Below are 15,733 nucleotides of genomic sequence, written 5' to 3' on the forward strand. Positions count from 1 at the left end.
GTGACCGCCGAGAGTAACAACGGCGCCATGCATTGCCAATCGGAAGGGAACGGCAGGCGCATCTTCGGGCAAATTTCCCGACGCACTTTGGGCATGACTCTTTGGACCGAAGCGTGCAGCTTTGCTCTAATTGGGGCAGGGCATTTTGATGGGCGGGAGCCGACGCAGCATGAGCACTGTGACCATTGGACGGATGGCGCTGCCCGCCGGAGATGATGCCTCCGAGCGAAGCGCGCTGCTGCTGTGGATGATCTTTACGGGCCTGTCGGTCTTCGCCGTGGTGCTGCTCTGGCGCTTCGGCTTGATCCGCCTGATGGTGGCCTCCGACAGGACCTACATTTCGAGCCTGATCGCGGTCCTCTATATCGTCACCTGCGGCCATTGCTTCTGGCGCACCCGCGCCATCGCGCGGGAGGGAGCGGCAGCACGGCGCTGCCGCGCGGTGCTGGCCTCAGTCGACGGCGCCAAAGCGCTGGACGCCGGCGCAACGTCGCTGCCGCCAGGGCTGGTCAGGGATCACATCGCAAGTCTCGCGACGAAAGCGGCGGCGCAGGACTATCGCGCGGTCGACCAGACGCTTCTGCTCAGGACGCTAGCGGATCGCCTGCGCGGTTCCAACGGCTTTGGCGCCTTCGTCTCGGATACGCTGATGAAGCTCGGCCTGCTCGGAACCATCATCGGCTTCATCATCATGCTGGCGCCGATCGCGACGCTTGATGCTGCCGACAAGGCCGCGATGAAGACCTCGATGGGGCTGATGAGCGACGGCATGGCGGTCGCGATGTACACCACGCTCGCGGGCCTCGTCGGCTCGATCCTGGTCCGCATCCAGTATTACATGCTGGATGCCGCAACCCAGCGGGTGTTCTCCGACGCCGTGATGATGACCGAGACCTATGTGACGCCGGCTCTCGAACGCAAAGGCGCTGACAAGGGTGCGGGCAAGGGTCTGGGCAAGGGTCTGGAAACGTCGCCATGATGGACGATTTCGGTCTCTATCCGCGCGAGGAGCCGTTCGATCCCCTGGGCGTGATGCTGTTCAAGGCGCTCCAGGTGATCGCCTTCCTGTTCTTTCTCGCGCTGCTCGCGGTCTCGCCGGACGCCAAGGACGGCAAGATCGACTCCAAGGCCGAGTTCATGATCACCATGGACTGGCCGGACAATCATCCAGACGATCTCGACCTGTTCGTGCAGGATCCCGCCGGCAACATCGCCTGGTATCGGCACCGCGAGGCCGGCTTCCTGACGCTCGACCGCGACGATCGCGGCGGCGCCAACGACTTCATCATTGTCAACGGCAAGAAGATCGCCTCGCCCATCCGCGAGGAGATCGTCACCGTGCGCGGCATTCTCGCCGGCGAATACACCGTCAACGTCTCGCATTTCGCGGCCACGACGGGTGAGCCCGTCATCGCGAATGTGAAGGTGCAGAAGCTCAATCCGGTCGCGCAGGTGATCTTCGACAACAAGTTCACGCTCGACCACACCGGGGATGAGAAGACCGCGGTGCGGTTCCGGCTCGATACCGAAGGCAAGGTCGTCAATGTCGACCAGCGGCCGAAATCGCTGCTGGAGACTTTTCGCAGCAGCTGGCGCAACGGCGGCGATCTCGACCCGAAGACGGGGGTGAGGGTGCGCCGTGAGTGAGCTGCAATATGTCATCCTTGGGATTTCCGTCGCCTATGCGATCATCGGCGCGCTGCTGCTGCTCGTCCTAGTCTATGCGCGGCTGCACTGGTCGCTGAAGGCTGTTGCCGTCGTGGTGACCAGCGCGTTCTACGTCATCAGCTTCATGGAGATGCGCGGGCTGTTGGGCTGGGCCACCACGGCACGGCTGCCACCTTCCTTCAAGCTCCTGCATGCGCGGATCGTCGAACCGCATACGCTTCAGGGCGAGCCCGGCGCGATCTATTTGTGGGTCGAGGAGCTCGACGAGGATAACCGGCCGAGCGCGATTCCCAGGGCCTACCGCATGCCCTACAGCGACGCGCTCGCCGACAAGACCCACACCGCCGAGAACGAGATCAAGGCCGGGCGTCCGCAGGGCGGGCGCGCGGCCGATTTCGGCGGCGGCGACGGCAGCATCATCGACATGGTCCGGGAATATGTGACCCCAAAGATCATCCTGGAGACCACGGGCGGGGATTCCTCGACCGGCGAGTTCAAGATGCCCACCGACACCCAGCTCGGCGCCGTGTTCACGCCCCTGCCGCCGCCCCGCATGCCGCCCAAGGACGAGCAATAGGTCAGGGTCGTGTTTGGTTGAATTCGGCGTCCGCGGGTTCGGTTCACCTCTCCCCAGCGGAAAGAGGTCGACTTGCTCCTCGCGATGCGCAGCATCGTCGAGAGCAAATCGGGTGAGGGGGCTGTACCAAGGTGAGACCGTAAACCTCACCCGGCGTCTTGGAGTAAGCGCCCCAGCGAGCGGGCCGTACGTGCCGGCAGGGCGATTCCGCAGGTGAGTCCCTGATCGCGCCAATCAAAACGCACCTCACCCTTGAGTTGGCCTGCAATCGTGTTTTCCATAACGCGCGTGCCGAACCCGCGGTGCATGGGCGGCGCGACGTTCGGCCCGCCCGTTTCAATCCAGCGCAAACTGAGCCGTCCGTCCGCCGTAAGCGACCAAGCGATTTCAACGCGACCATCCGCTGTCGATAGCGATCCGTATTTTGCCGCGTTGGTGGCAAGTTCATGAAAGGAGATTGCAATCGTCTGAGCCGTATTCGGCTCCAGCATTACAGGTGTTCCGTCAATCCGCACGCGCCCCTGCACTGCATGGACAAGTCTCGATCTGGTTTCAGCACTCGTCCGTGCCATCGCCCACCATCGCATCGGCCCTAAGCGGGGCGGCTCGTGACGAAGGTCGCCGTGAGAAACAACAGCTCATTTCGAATTCAACGATGGCAGGTGGCTTTGTGGAACCAGCGTTGCTGGCCGCACATTGATTCTTGCGAGTTCGCGACGCTCGCCGTCCGATAACTGCCAATTCTCGCACTGACTGCAAAGCTGCTGGAAAACCTCATGCAACTTGCTTCGAGCGACCTTGACGATTTCGGTGTCATCGAATTCACGAGAGTTCAGGAAGATTGGCAAGGCAAAACTGGTCTGATGGCCTTCGAAATGAAACGTCAAACGAATGTCCTCGCCTCGTTCATTCGGCGAAATCATCTCGATGCGTGCGATCCTTACCTTGAATTTGCCCATTGTCTCACCTCGCTGGATCGACTTTGGATCGATCCTTCCCTATGGAATATCGCTTGCCAAATGCCGCTCAGACGTCACGGCAAGGCTCCATTCAGGAGACTTTCGAAAAATTAGCGGCGACCAGGTCATAGGAGCCCCTGCTGCCGCGGACGTACATCTTTGCGGCGGCGGCACATATCACATCACGATTGGAATCAAACGCGTTCAGGAAGCCTGATTCGTCGGGGCGTGCATCCGGTTGAAGTCGCCTCAAAGCGTCTTCCTCTATGAAAAATGATGCCTCAATCGCGCTATCGTAGCCCCAAAAATGCACGGCACGCCGCGTTCCGTCATATGACCGACTATGATTTGGAAATTGGATCATATGGGTGGGTCCGATCAAGTTTAGCAAGCCGCGTGCTCTGCACGATGTGCATTAGGGACCCGGCCGCCATGGTCACTCTGACGTGCACACTGACAATGACGAATCGCTCACCAACATCGCTGACGAGATTTGAGGAGGCCAAACCTTCGCGCAGCGAGGAATAGCAGTAAGTGACTACTCTGGAGTCGAATTACAATCGGCTCGCGACAAATAACTTGCGACCGGGCCTACCTTTTCGGTCGAGCTTCACCAAATGTCCGATATCATCGCGCGTCCCCCTGGCTGTTATCCGCGACTGAGAGATTGTTGCGCTACTCGCGCCATCGCCTCGACCAAACAGCCAATCGGCTCTGTAGAGATGGCTAACGGCTGAGTGTCCGACCGGTCGCAGCTGGTGCAATACTTTCGCAAAGCGCGACCGTCACGTGGACTGCGCTCCGTCCAAAAGGTGGCGAGCTTGTGCTCCACTTTCATCGCTTTTGCCTAGTCGCGCGAGCTACTTTGCCAAAGCGTCACAGCCGCAACGAGTTCCGTGTAATCGGCGTCTTTGAATACCTGATCCCAGCGTATCAGCTCGCGGGCGATCTTATGCGGAGTGTAGGCGCGGAAGTTGAAGCCATTCGCGCGGTGCCGCGCGGCGGCGAAATCCATTGTTTCCTTCGTGAGGTCCTTCATAACTGAAACCGGCTACCGACCCGGGTCAACTCAAGCTGCGCAAGGTGGTTCCTCGAAGTCAAATGGCTGAAACGAGCCGCTGCAGTTTTCCGCAATGGCTGTCGAGTCGAGTGGCTAGTCAACCATCGGATTGGCCTGCGTCGATGCGCTGCGCGTCCGACAAATCGGCCGGGCCGATCGAGACCACCTCCATTGCCAACCCGCGCGAGCCCTCCACCGGTACCTTGATCATGGTAGCAACGCGGCGGAACGCCGCGAACGAAAGGCTCTCGATCATCTCCTCGTCGGTGACGACCTCGTAGGCGCCGGCCGGCAACTGGCGATCGATACCCCTGATTCGGAAGGGATGGTTGAAGGTGACGACTTCACGTCGGGAACGGATGGTCATGCGCGCCTGCCCTTCGCAAAACGCCGGCGCCGGCAATGCCCGCAGAGCAGCATGCGCCCCCTCCGCCGAAATAGCCATCGCTTTCTTGCCCGGCGGCGAATGAAAGGCGCCTTCTCGCTTCCGTGTGCTGTTGCCACGGCCGGAGGGAGGCACTAAGGGCTCGCTATTCCTTGGAACATTAGCGTAGGCTCAGCCATCACACATTTCCCGCTGCCTCGACCGGCGACTGAGGCCGAACGCGCTTGCGTCGCAAGCGCAGGAACGTTCAGTTGCGGCATTTTCAGCCTGGCCGAGTGGATCGTATCCCGGATCGAAGTTGATGGTTGTCCAAATTCGATTTGACTCGACTCCCGAACAGAAAGGGAGTCTGCTGCTCCCATCACCGCCCGGACCGTGGCTTTCATCGGTGACTGAGAACGCCGGTTTGCGCTCCCGCCCAACCCCAAGGGAGCACTACCATGCTGGTTCGACAACGCCCCGAACAATCATCGACATTTGAATTCCGTTTAGCGCAAGAGGCAATCAACTTGCGCAAACAAGCTAAAGGCATGCCCCTTAGCATCCGTCGCGACGAGCTTTTGCGGAAGGCAAGCCAAATAGATGCTGCCGTTGAGGTCAATAAGTGGCTGACTTCGCCAGGACTGTGCGCTCCAACGTAAAGCGCAAAAGGCCGCCGGCAGCTTCCAGTGTCCAGAATCCCCCGCGATTGAACCTTCGCGCAGCTATCCAGACCAACCCGGGATTTTGTTAGTCCCTCTCGGGATAGAGGCCCAGCGCCACCAGCGAACGTTTCAACGCTTGGTGGCGTTGCGTTGTCTGTTCGTCGTTCCTCTTCGCGAGCGCCCAACGAAACGGCCTCAGTGCGAGAACATCTGAGGCCGCTTCAAACCTTCCGCCGGGCATTGGGCAAAATGTCGACCGGTCGGGGCTTTAGCTCTCGGGGATCGTATCAGGGGGGATCGTGTCGCCGATTGCTGAGGAACAAGGCCCCCGACGATGAATCGTTCCGTCCTAATTTGAAAGTTTGAGCGTCTCAACGAGGAAAGTAGCCTCCGTCCGTCAGGGATCGGCATTGAAGATTACGCGGGCCGAGCGGTTTATCCGACGATTTGAGAGAAAGAAGTTTTGCGATTCGCGCGGCCGTCAGTAGCGTGGCGTGACCGTCGCGCGCGATGGCGTAAATGAGCCCGGGCCGCGTGTGCGCCGCCGGGTCATCAAACGTCATCGGCCGACTCCGAGCGAGACCGCCGCGACCGCGAGCGGGATGCATTTCGCGATCGGCTGGTCGCCCTTCTCATAACCGGCCCATGCGCCGCGCGAGCAATCGATCGCGTCGGCAGCTTGCCGCTGCGAATAGCCGAACCGCTCGCGCCATTCGGTCAGCGCATGCGGCGTTGAGAACAGGCGTCTGTCCTCGATCCGGCGCGGCAGCAATGCCGATGTCGGCGGGGGTGCGTGCCATCATCATGGCCGTCACTCCGGACCGGTCCGCCGCATTTGGCTACGCGCTAATAAGTCCGCGCCCTGGTCTCATCACGCGCTAGGCCCACTGGAAAAGCAGCCCGCGCTGTCGCATCTTGTTGACCTTACTCAAATTGGTTTAATCCGCTGAGGACTAGGCTTTGAGGGTGGAGGACGCGTGCGACTGGCCGTTTTTGCCGATATCCATGCCAACCGGCAGGCCTTCGACGCATGCCTGAAGGTGGCGCGGGCGCGCGGCGCCGAGCGCATCGTGCTGCTTGGTGACTTCGTTGGCTATGGCGCCGATCCGGAATGGGTGGTGGACACCGCGATGGAGCTGGTCAGGCAGGGCGCCGTCGCGGTGCGCGGCAACCACGACCAGGCCGTGAACTCCACCGCCGAGACCATGAACGCCGAGGCGCAGATGGCGATCGAATGGACGCGCGGCCGGCTTGGCGCGCCGCAGCGGCGCTTCCTCGCCGAACTGCCGCTGACGGTCGAGGACCAGGATCGCCTCTACGTGCATTCGGAAGCATCCCAGCCTGCACGCTGGCACTATGTCCGCGCCACACCTGATGCCGCGCGCTGCATGATCGCAACGCCGGCCCACGTTACTTTCTGCGGCCACATCCACCGTCCCGCGCTCTATTCGATGTCGGCGACGGCGAAGATGACGAGTTTTGTGCCGAAGACCGACGTGCCGGTGCAGCTCTTGCGCGGCCGGCAATGGCTGGCGGTGCTCGGCTCGGTCGGCCAGCCGCGCGACGGCAATCCCGCCGCGTCCTTCGCGCTGTTCGACACCGACAGCTGCGAGATCACCTATTGCCGCGTGCCCTATGACATCGAGACGGCCGCGAGCCGCATCCGGGACAACGGCCTGCCGCATTGGCTCGCCGACCGGCTGTCGCAGGGGCGCTGAGAGCGATGCCAAAATCCCTGGTCAAGGCCGGCGCCGAAATCGACGGCTACGCGATCGGCGAATGCGTCCATGCCGGCGGCATGGCGACGCTGTGGACGGTCACCCATCCCGGCATCGACGTGCCGCTGCTGATGAAGATCCCGCGGGTTTCCGAGGGCGAGGACCCGGCGGCGATCGTCTCCTTCGAGATGGAGATGATGATCCTGCCGCGGCTGGCGGGGCCGCATGTGCCGACCTGCTTCGGCACCGGCGACTTCGCGAAGCAGGCCTATGTCGTGATCGAGCGCATCTCCGGGACCACGCTCTACAAGCGGCTGCCCGACCTGCCGCTGCCTTATGACGAGGCGCGCGGCCTCGTTGCCCGGATCGCGACTGCGCTTGCCGATCTGCACCGACAGAACGTGATTCATCACGACATCAAGCCGAGCAGCATCATGTTCCGCGACAGCGGCGAAGCCGTGCTGATCGACTATGGGCTGTCGCATCACAACCATTTGCCGGATCTCCTCCAGGAGGAGTTTCGCCTGCCGTACGGCACCGCGCCCTATATGGCGCCAGAGCGGCTTCTGGGCGTGCGCGACGATCCGCGCAGCGACCTGTTCTCGCTGGGTGTGCTGCTCTACTTCTTCACGACGGGCGAGCGTCCCTTCGGCGAGGGCGAGACGCTGGGCGCGATGCGGCGGCGGCTGTGGCGCGATCCCTATCCGCCGCGCGCGCTGCGCGCGGACTATCCGCCCTGGCTGCAGGAGATCGTGCTGCGGTGTCTGGAGATCGAGCCGGTCTGGCGCTATCCGACCGCCTCGCAGCTGGCCTTCGACCTCACGCATCCCGACCAGGTCAAGCTCACGGCGCGCTCCGAGCGGCTCAAGCGCGATCCCCTCTCGACGGCGTGGCGGCGGCGCTTCAATCCGACCGTGAAACCGGCGCGCCCGGCCTCTGACGTCGCCGCGCAGATCGCATCGAGCCCGATCGTGGCGGTCGCGCTCGACACCGCCGAGGGCGCACCCGAGCTGAACGAGGCGCTGCGCGTCACCACCGAGCGGATTTTGACCACGTTGCCGTCGGCGCGGCTTTGCTGTCTCAACGTGCTGAAGCTGAACCGGATCGCGATCGACCAGACGCTGGACGAGGAGGGCTCCAACAAGCATGTCGACCGGCTGGTGGCGCTCCGGCACTGGGCGACGCCCCTCAAGCTCGGCGATAACAGGCTATCGGCGCATGTGCTGCAGGCGGTGGATCCCGCGGCGGCGATTTTGGAATTCTGCGAGGTCAATCACGTCGACCACGTCATCATCGGGGCGCGCCAAAACTCGTTCAGGCGCACACTGCTCGGTAGCGTCTCGTCGAAGGTGGCCTCAGAAGCCTCCTGCACCGTCACCGTGGTGCGGCCTCAGCGCCTTGCCGGGGAGGCAGGAGAGGCAGCCGAGGGCTAAGCGCCAGCCTCAGACCACGCAGGCGGTGTGGCCGGCACTCTTGCGGCGGATCGGCCACGAGAAGTGCGGACCGGCATCGCCGTGATCGGCGCTGCCGAAGAACTGGATAATCTCGCGGCAGGGTTCGCAATTGAACAGGTTACGGGAGGAGGCTGCCTTCGACATTTCCGTCAGGCAGTTTGGGCAATGCGGTTTCATGCGTTCATTCCAAAAAAAGTATCAAGGCCGGCACGGCGACGGGAACGCATCTCTCTCTACAAGTTCGGGGCTCAGATCGTCGCCCGGTTCGCGATCGGCGTGTTCCAGGCGGCCGAAGAAGAAGTCGAGGTCCGGATGCGGGCGCCGCGGGATGCGGCACCGGCGTTTCGGCCGACGCTTCGCGATGGCGATCTGCATCGGCGTTACGCCCGATGCCGGTTGAGATGGATGATGCGGGCGGAGCGAGAGGCAACCTTGACCGGTCGCGCTACGTAGAAGCAGCGAGCCGCAATCGCTGCATTGAACCCAAGCCACAACGCCACGCCAGTCCAAACCAGGGTCGTCGTCATGATGTGCTCCCGTCCCAGCAGGGATGGGCTCATGTGCAGTGATTTGCGCGAATCAGGGAAGTCCGGATGAGTACGGATTTTGGTTGCAATTTGATTCATTGCCCGCTGCAGCACCCCTAAACGCCCGCAGATGGGTCCGCTGCTGCGCGTGGCTCAGCTCGCTTTGCCGCGCGCTCGTGCCGGAGCCTTCCGCGCGCGGGCGCGCTCCAGAATGTCGCGGATGCGCACGGGATCGCGAACGCAGCGAAAGCCGTAGCGGCCGGTGTAATCGGTGTCGGGCGAGCGGGTCGAAACGCCGGAAGCAAAGTTGAGGTGGCCGGCGCCGCGGCCGATGTCGAGGATCTCGAATTCCCTGTCCATCGCCGGGAACGAGGTCGCGCGAAAGGTGCGCCTGCCCCAGGCCGTGCGCAGGATCAGCGCGCGGCGATTGGTGATTGCGAACAGCGTCTGGAGGTCGTGCAGCAGCAGCACGAACGGTGCCGCGAGCATCGCTGCCCCGACCATCAGCAGGGGCCTTGCCGATACGCCGATCCAGCCGTTGGCAAGGGCGATGATGGTCGCGAGCAGCCACAGACCTCCGACCCACCACAGGAAGCGCCACATCATCATGTGCGCGACGCCGTCGGGCTGACCCTGCCAGATCACCCGCTCGCCGTCCTCCAGGGTATCGGCGAGCAGGCGGCGGAGGCCGGTGGAAAACGGGGTGGCGCGGAGTTCATCCATGGCCGTTGGTCGGGGCGGCCGCGGAAATGGTTCGGAAGGCAAGCTCAGATGGCTTCGCCGCGCGCACTCGCCGCCGCGTTGCGGATCGCGGCGATGTTGGTCTTGTAGGCGGCCTCGGTGCCGCCCTTGAACACCGCGGTGCCGGCAACGAACGCGTTCGCGCCCGCGGCTGCGAGCGCACCAGCAACATCAGGTCCAACTCCGCCGTCGACCTCGATGTCGATCGGGCGGCCCGCCGTCATGGCGCGGAGGTCGCGGATTTTTGCCAGCGCGGAAGGGATGAAGGCCTGTCCGCCAAAACCGGGATTGACCGACATAACAAGCACGAGGTCGAGGAGATCGATGACATATTCGATCGCAGAGAGCGGCGTGCCCGGATTGAGCGAGACGCCCGCCTTCTTGCCGAGCGCGCGGATCGCCTGCAGCGAGCGGTGCAGATGCGGGCCGGCCTCGGCATGCACGGTGATGTGGTCGCATCCCGCCTTGGCAAAAGCTTCGAGATAGGGGTCGCATGGCGCGATCATCAGATGCGCGTCGAAGATCTTCTTGCTGTGCGGGCGCATCGCCTTGATGACGTCGGGGCCGTACGAGATGTTCGGCACGAAATGGCCGTCCATGACGTCGAGATGCATCCAGTCGGCGCCGGCGGCGTCGACGGCGCGAACCTCCTCGCCAAGCCTGGAAAAGTCGGACGCCAGGATCGACGGAGCGATCACCAGGGGGCGGGGCGTGAAGGGCTGGGTCATGGCGCTGTTTCCCAAAGGGCCGTTGCGGCCGGGCCCCGCCTAACATGGGGGACGGGCGCCCGCAATGCAGCCGGCGACGTTCCCTGTGGGCGGAAAATTCTGCCGCAGCCGGCATGAATTGCCCGGGGCCGCGACGCCTCCGAGGCGCAGCAACGCCGGAATTCATTGAGGTTTTTGCATTGGCACGGGGCTTGCTGCCTGTTGTCAGGCATTGGCCGCGCCCTCGCGCGGCGTGGGTTGGAGTCTCCTTACAATGTTGTTCGCCCTTGGTGCAGTTTCGTCCGCGCTCGACGCGTTGCAAACGCTGACGTCGTCGAAGACGTCCTCGACCCAGCAGACGGGCCTTTCGCAAGGCGCGAACAATCCGTTCTCGATCGACAGCTCCAAGGGCACGACGGGCTCGTCCGCCTCCTCGGCAAGTTCAGGCAATTGCGCGCCGATCTCACCGGAGACGATGAGCGCGCTGATCGCGGCGCAAAGCCAGTCGTCGACCAGCGCGACATCGACATCCACGTCGACTTCGACGTCGTCGACACCGACGACCCGTGAAGCTGCGCTAAAGGATCTGTTCTCGCAGATCGACGCGAACGGCGACGGCAAGATCGACAAGACGGAATTCGAGGACGCGCTCGGTGCCGGCGGCACCAATCTGGCGAATGCCGACAAGGTCTTCGACAAGCTCGACACCGACGGCAACGGCAGCGTCAGCCTCGAGGAGATGTCGAAGGCGCTGAAGAGCGGTCACGGTCACCACCACGCCCAGGGCGCGAGCGGTTCCGGCGATGGCGGCGACAGCTCCAACTCCTCGCAATCGAGCGGCGGCTCGACCCGGACCACCGTCGTGAACAGCGACGGCTCGACCACCACGACCGTCAAATATGCCGACGGCTTCAAGGTGACGTCGACGGTGCCGGGCGCCCCCAGCGCATCGGGCGCAGGTAACTCGCCCTACAACTGGTTCGAGCAGATGATGCAGCAGGGACAGACGGGATCGTCGACGTCAGCAGCATCTTCGCTGTCGATGAGCGTGTAAGCGGCGAACTCCACTGTCATGCCCCGCGCAGGCGGGGCATCCAGCACGCCGCGGCCTTTCCATATCCCACGACCGTCTCTGGAATACTGGATCGCCCGGTCTTCGCCGGGCGATGACAGTCGTGGCTGGTTAACCGAACCGATCCTGCCACGCCGGCTGCGCGCCCGCGAACGGCAGCGCGGTTGCGCTGTAGACGCCGCGGGCAATGGCGCGTGCGACCACGTTGGCGGCGATGGTGCCGAGCTCGGTGAGGCCGACCAGCGGCTCGATCGGTTTCGCGCCTGTGGCGGCGGCAAACAGCACGTCGCCGTCGTTCGGCGCGTGCACCGGATAGATCGCGCGGGCAAAGCCGGTGTGCGCGATCATCGCCAACCGCTTCGCCTGGGGTTTGGTCAGCACCGCATCCGTCACGACAAGCCCGATCGTCGTGTTTTCGCGTGCGCTGGCGGCAGGCCCGCCCTTGATGCGCATTTTGAGCATGTCGTCCGTGAATGCATCGGGAAGGCCGCGGCCGCCGAACTCGCCGTTCACCTCGAACGGCGCCGCCCAGAACCACGGACCCTCGCCAACGGTGGCGCTGCCGACTGCATTGACGGCGACGATCGCCGCGACCTTGACGCCATCGGCGGTCACCGCCGAGGCCGAGCCGAGCCCGCCCTTGAACGTCGCGGTGGTGGCACCCAGGCCGGCGCCGACACTGCCGAGCGCAAAATCCGTCCCGGCGGTGCTTGCCGCGGCATAGCCGAGATCGCGATAGGGCGCGAAGCGGCCCCACGCCTTGTTCCCGCCATTGAGGAGATCGAACAGGATCGCGCCCGGCACGATCGGGATCAGCGCCTCGCGGACCCGGAAACCGCGGCCTTGCTCGGCGAGCCAGGCCGTGATGCCGCCGCCGGTCTCGAGCCCGAAAGCCGAGCCGCCGGAGAGTGCGATTCCATCGACGCGTTCGACCGTGTTGGCGAGGTCGAGCAGCGCGTCCTCGCGCGTGCCCGGCCCACCGCCGCGCACGTCGATCGCCGCCACCGCCGGCTCGTCGAACACGATTGCGGTGGCGCCCGAGGCGAGGGAGGCATCGTCGGCGTGGCCGACGCGGACGCCGGCGATATCGGTGAGCAGGTTTTTCAAATGCGCGGGTCCGTGAGGCTATCGGCAACTGGTCTCAGCGATAGCTTAGATCATGATCCGGCAAGATGTGCAGTGCTTTTTCCCGCGCGACAAACGCGGAACGCGTTTGCGAAAAGATTATGCTCAAACAAAAAGGCTGCACTCAACTCATCAGCGCGACGCGGATCATGCGTGCGAGCTCGGACTTGCGGTAGGGCTTTGCGAGCAGCAGCACGCCGGAATCCAGCCGTCCGTGATGGACGATGGCATTCTCGGTATAGCCCGACGTGAACAGCGTCTTCAGCGCCGGCCGGCGCCGCGCCGCCTCGTCGGCGAGCTGGCGGCCGTTCATGGTGCCCGGCATGATGACGTCGGTGAAGAGCAGGTGGATGCCGTTATCGCTGTCGATGATCGCCAGTGCTTCGGCAGCGTTGCCGGCCTCGAGCGCGGTGTAGCCGAGACTCTTGATCTGGGTCACCACATATTGGCGGACCAGTGCGTCGTCTTCGACGATCAGGATCTTCTCGTCGCCGCCTTCGACGGGAACGGCCTGCATCTGCTCGTAGTCGGTCTCGTGCACGCCGGTGGAGCGCGGCAGGTAGATCTTGACGCTCGTGCCGTGGCCTTCCTCGCTGTAGATCTTGATATGGCCGCCGGATTGCTTGACGAAGCCGAACACCATGGAGAGGCCAAGCCCTGTGCCCTTGCCGACCTCCTTGGTGGTGAAGAACGGGTCGAACACGCGCTCCACCAGCTCGGGAGGAATGCCGGTGCCGGTGTCGCTGACCGCGATCATCACGTAATTGCCGACCGTGACCTCGGCGTTCATGGCGGCATAGCCGTCGTCGAGAAAGACGTTGCGGGTCTCGAGCACCAGCTTGCCGCCATCGGGCATGGCATCGCGCGCGTTGAGCGCGAGATTGAGGATCGCGGTCGTGAGCTGGTTCGGGTCGACGAGCGCAGGCCAGACGTCGTCCGTCAGTTGCGGGGTGATCTGGATCTGCTCGCCGAGCGTCGGGTGCAGGAGCTTTGCGGCTTCCACCACCAGCGCATTGACCTCGACCTCGCGCGGCCGCAGCGGCTGCTTGCGGGCGAAGGCGAGCAGGTGTTTTGTGAGATTCGCGCCGCGATCGGCAGCATCGTCGATCAGCCGGGTGATGGCGACGAGATCGGGACGGTCGGCGACCGCATCGGCCAGGATTCCGATCGTGCCGGTGATGACCGTGAGCACGTTGTTGAAATCGTGGGCAACGCCGCCGGTCAACTGTCCGATGGCATCCATCTTCTGGATCTGACGGAACTGGGCTTCCGCTGCTTGTTTCTCGGTGAGGTCGCGCCCGATGAAGAAGTGACGTTTCACCGGTGCCGACCAGGTGCCCATCCAGTTGAGCGTCACCTCGTGGCCGTCCCTGTGATAGTAGCGCGCCTCGAAGCTGCGTTTCACCAGGCCCCGGCGCGCCGCGCGCATCTCCTCGCGCGTGGCTTCGAGATCGTCCGGATGGATGAAGTCGATCGCGCTGTGGCCGATCATGTCGTCCGGGCTGAAGCCGAGGATATTGGTCACGCTCGGACTGACCTGGATGAACGTACCGAAGCCGTCGGTGACCAGGATCAGGTCCTGAGATGTCTCGAAGATGCGCTGGCGTTCCTCGATCTCGCTCTGCAACGCGCTCTGCGCGCGCTTCCGCTCGGTGATATCGCGGGCGATCTTGGTGCCGCCGATGATCTCGCCATTGGCGGAGTGCAGCGGCGAGATGCTCAGGAGGACGTTGAGCTCGCGGCCGTCCTTGTGGCGGCGGACGGTCTCCTGCAGCTCGACGCTCACGCCATTGCGGATGCGTGCCAGGATCTCGCCGACCTCCTCGCGCCGCTCCGGTGGCACGATCAGATCGATGTGCCTGCCCACGGCCTCGCCGGCGGCGTAGCCGAACAGGCGTTCCGCGGCGCGGTTCCAAGCCGTGATCGTGCCGTCGAGCGCCTTGGTGATGATGGCATCGTTGGAGGATTGCACGACGGCCGTGAACAGCCGCTCGCGTTCGCTGTAGTAGTCGCGATCCGACTCCGCCCGCTTCTGCAGCATGCCGACCAGGCCGGCCATCCGCGCCTGGAGGCCGACATTCTCGACGAGAAGCACGGCGAGGACGAAGTTCGCGGCGAGCAGGCCGTAGATGCGTCCCGCGTAGAAGCCGAGATCGAAGCGGGCGACGTTGACGACCGCCGACAGCGCGATGTCGAACAACCACGCGCACATCACGACCATCAGCCAGACGTCGATCACGGAGTAGGGCTTGCGGAACCAGAGCGAGATCAGCGCGGCAAAGCTCAAGGACCAGACGAAGGAGACGACGCCGATCATGGTCGGTGTGTAGTGGCCGTCGTGCAGCAGCACCGGCAACAGGTCGTGATGGGCGGTGACGATCCAGGCATACAGGATCGTCAACGCGATGACGCCAAGCACGCTGGCAAGGATTGCGTCGCGTGCCGGCTTCCAGACCTTGGGACCGCCGTCGGCGTCCTTCAGCCAGGCATAGGTCAGCACGAACAGCGGAAAGCCGCCGTGCCAGATCATGTAGAGCCAGACGGTGGTTTGCGGGCCGGCGCCGAGCAGCCCGCCTGGCGCGAACAATCCGGGGAAGGAGAGGGCGTGGACGATGGCGGCCGCCGCGGTGAACAGGAAGCCCGTCGCCAGCGCGAGCAGCGCCCGGCTCCGCAGCACTGCGAATTGCGCGAGCAGGAGCACCGCGGTGACGGTGTCGCTGACCGCAAGCGCCGACTGGTAGCTCGCGACGAAGGCGGGCACCGGCACCAGCGGGACGCCGGCGAACGGCACGGCCAGCGCAAACAGCAGCGAGGACACGCCGACCACGGCCAATGCCGCACTGCGGTCGCGCTGCGAGGCCGGCAAGGTGGAAAGGAACGTGCTTCGGTCGCTCCCAGCGTGCACGATTACCTCTTGCAGACCGGCATTGGCACTCCCCCTTTGGGTTCAATCTCTCTGACCCTCGTTCCCACGGTAGCCCGTTCTGGGCGCGCGGCGTGAGGGGGTGCGACCACGACTCAACCGATGGTTACAGCTTACTTAACTTTTCTGGCTGCGAGGAGCGGGGACCCGGTAAGACGGCTTTTACTGGGCCG

Annotated in this window: 19 protein-coding genes; 6 read left to right on the forward strand and 13 right to left on the reverse strand. The window is 63.8% G+C overall.

Features of this window, described 5'->3' with window-relative positions; genetic code table 11:
* Positions 1-169 precede the first annotated feature (169 nt).
* Genes KUF59_RS16550 through KUF59_RS16560 form a run of 3 tightly spaced genes read left to right on the forward strand, consistent with a single transcriptional unit; the run spans position 170 to position 2,245 of the window.
* Positions 170-979 carry a MotA/TolQ/ExbB proton channel family protein gene (locus KUF59_RS16550; protein WP_212458254.1) on the forward strand — a complete coding sequence of 270 codons (810 nt, stop codon included), beginning with the start codon at positions 170-172 and terminating at the stop codon, positions 977-979.
* Positions 976-1,647, forward strand: a complete 672-nt coding sequence (locus tag KUF59_RS16555) for a hypothetical protein (protein WP_212458255.1) — start codon at positions 976-978, stop codon at positions 1,645-1,647. Before KUF59_RS16550 ends, KUF59_RS16555 begins: the two co-directional genes overlap by 4 nt.
* Positions 1,640-2,245 carry a hypothetical protein gene (locus tag KUF59_RS16560; protein ID WP_212458256.1) on the forward strand — a complete coding sequence of 202 codons (606 nt, stop codon included), beginning with the start codon at positions 1,640-1,642 and terminating at the stop codon, positions 2,243-2,245. Before KUF59_RS16555 ends, KUF59_RS16560 begins: the two co-directional genes overlap by 8 nt.
* Before the next feature lie 146 nt (positions 2,246-2,391).
* On the opposite strand, the gene KUF59_RS16565 is transcribed toward KUF59_RS16560, so the two are convergent.
* The 6 genes from KUF59_RS16565 to KUF59_RS16590 form a co-directional block, all read right to left on the reverse strand.
* Positions 2,392-2,736 (reverse strand): sensor histidine kinase, encoded by a 345-nt coding sequence (locus KUF59_RS16565; RefSeq protein WP_212458257.1) that lies wholly within the window; start codon positions 2,734-2,736, stop codon positions 2,392-2,394.
* Between the two features lie 147 nt (positions 2,737-2,883).
* Positions 2,884-3,204 carry a hypothetical protein gene (locus tag KUF59_RS16570; RefSeq protein ID WP_212458258.1) on the reverse strand — a complete coding sequence of 107 codons (321 nt, stop codon included), beginning with the start codon at positions 3,202-3,204 and terminating at the stop codon, positions 2,884-2,886.
* A 91-nt stretch (positions 3,205-3,295) separates the two neighbouring features.
* Positions 3,296-3,568 (reverse strand): DUF1488 family protein, encoded by a 273-nt coding sequence (locus KUF59_RS16575; protein WP_212458259.1) that lies wholly within the window; start codon positions 3,566-3,568, stop codon positions 3,296-3,298.
* 483 nt (positions 3,569-4,051) lie between these two features.
* A complete protein-coding gene (locus KUF59_RS16580; RefSeq protein WP_249140296.1) occupies positions 4,052-4,219 on the reverse strand; it encodes a hypothetical protein in 168 nt (55 codons plus the stop codon).
* Positions 4,220-4,361: 142 nt separating this feature from the next.
* Entirely contained in the window at positions 4,362-4,631 is a 270-nt protein-coding gene (locus KUF59_RS16585) for a hypothetical protein (RefSeq protein ID WP_212458261.1), read from the reverse strand.
* A 1,221-nt stretch (positions 4,632-5,852) separates the two neighbouring features.
* Positions 5,853-6,065, reverse strand: a complete 213-nt coding sequence (locus KUF59_RS16590) for a helix-turn-helix domain-containing protein (RefSeq protein ID WP_212458262.1) — start codon at positions 6,063-6,065, stop codon at positions 5,853-5,855.
* A 205-nt stretch (positions 6,066-6,270) separates the two neighbouring features.
* Between KUF59_RS16590 and KUF59_RS16595 the strand changes: the two genes are divergently transcribed.
* On the forward strand, positions 6,271-7,011 hold the full coding sequence (locus tag KUF59_RS16595; RefSeq protein WP_212458263.1) for a metallophosphoesterase family protein: 741 nt from the start codon (positions 6,271-6,273) through the stop codon (positions 7,009-7,011).
* Positions 7,012-7,016: 5 nt separating this feature from the next.
* Complete coding sequence (locus tag KUF59_RS16600) at positions 7,017-8,444, forward strand: bifunctional serine/threonine-protein kinase/universal stress protein (RefSeq protein WP_212458264.1); 1,428 nt, start codon at positions 7,017-7,019, stop codon at positions 8,442-8,444.
* Positions 8,445-8,453: 9 nt separating this feature from the next.
* On the opposite strand, the gene KUF59_RS16605 is transcribed toward KUF59_RS16600, so the two are convergent.
* The 5 genes from KUF59_RS16605 to rpe are packed head-to-tail and all read right to left on the reverse strand — an operon-like array spanning position 8,454 to position 10,461.
* The gene (locus KUF59_RS16605) at positions 8,454-8,642 is read right to left on the reverse strand and encodes a hypothetical protein (RefSeq protein WP_212458265.1); all 189 of its coding nucleotides are present in this window, start codon (positions 8,640-8,642) and stop codon (positions 8,454-8,456) included.
* Positions 8,643-8,663: 21 nt separating this feature from the next.
* The gene (locus tag KUF59_RS16610) at positions 8,664-8,840 is read right to left on the reverse strand and encodes a hypothetical protein (protein WP_212458266.1); all 177 of its coding nucleotides are present in this window, start codon (positions 8,838-8,840) and stop codon (positions 8,664-8,666) included.
* 5 nt (positions 8,841-8,845) lie between these two features.
* Positions 8,846-9,091 (reverse strand): hypothetical protein, encoded by a 246-nt coding sequence (locus KUF59_RS16615; protein WP_212458596.1) that lies wholly within the window; start codon positions 9,089-9,091, stop codon positions 8,846-8,848.
* A gap of 54 nt (positions 9,092-9,145) precedes the next feature.
* Positions 9,146-9,715 carry a hypothetical protein gene (locus tag KUF59_RS16620; protein WP_212458267.1) on the reverse strand — a complete coding sequence of 190 codons (570 nt, stop codon included), beginning with the start codon at positions 9,713-9,715 and terminating at the stop codon, positions 9,146-9,148.
* A gap of 44 nt (positions 9,716-9,759) precedes the next feature.
* Positions 9,760-10,461, reverse strand: a complete 702-nt coding sequence (gene rpe, locus KUF59_RS16625) for a ribulose-phosphate 3-epimerase (protein ID WP_212458268.1) — start codon at positions 10,459-10,461, stop codon at positions 9,760-9,762.
* 253 nt (positions 10,462-10,714) lie between these two features.
* Here rpe and KUF59_RS16630 point away from each other — a divergent pair, with 253 nt between their 5' ends.
* Entirely contained in the window at positions 10,715-11,494 is a 780-nt protein-coding gene (locus KUF59_RS16630) for an EF-hand domain-containing protein (protein WP_212458269.1), read from the forward strand.
* A gap of 129 nt (positions 11,495-11,623) precedes the next feature.
* Here the strand turns inward: KUF59_RS16630 and KUF59_RS16635 are convergent, their stop codons facing one another.
* A complete protein-coding gene (locus KUF59_RS16635; protein WP_212458270.1) occupies positions 11,624-12,619 on the reverse strand; it encodes a P1 family peptidase in 996 nt (331 codons plus the stop codon).
* Positions 12,620-12,761: 142 nt separating this feature from the next.
* Positions 12,762-15,542, reverse strand: a complete 2,781-nt coding sequence (locus KUF59_RS16640) for a PAS domain S-box protein (protein WP_212458271.1) — start codon at positions 15,540-15,542, stop codon at positions 12,762-12,764.
* Positions 15,543-15,733: the final 191 nt, after the last annotated feature.

The sequence above is a fragment of the Bradyrhizobium arachidis genome (genome assembly GCF_024758505.1).
GTDB classification, from domain to species: Bacteria; Pseudomonadota; Alphaproteobacteria; order Rhizobiales; family Xanthobacteraceae; genus Bradyrhizobium; species Bradyrhizobium manausense_C.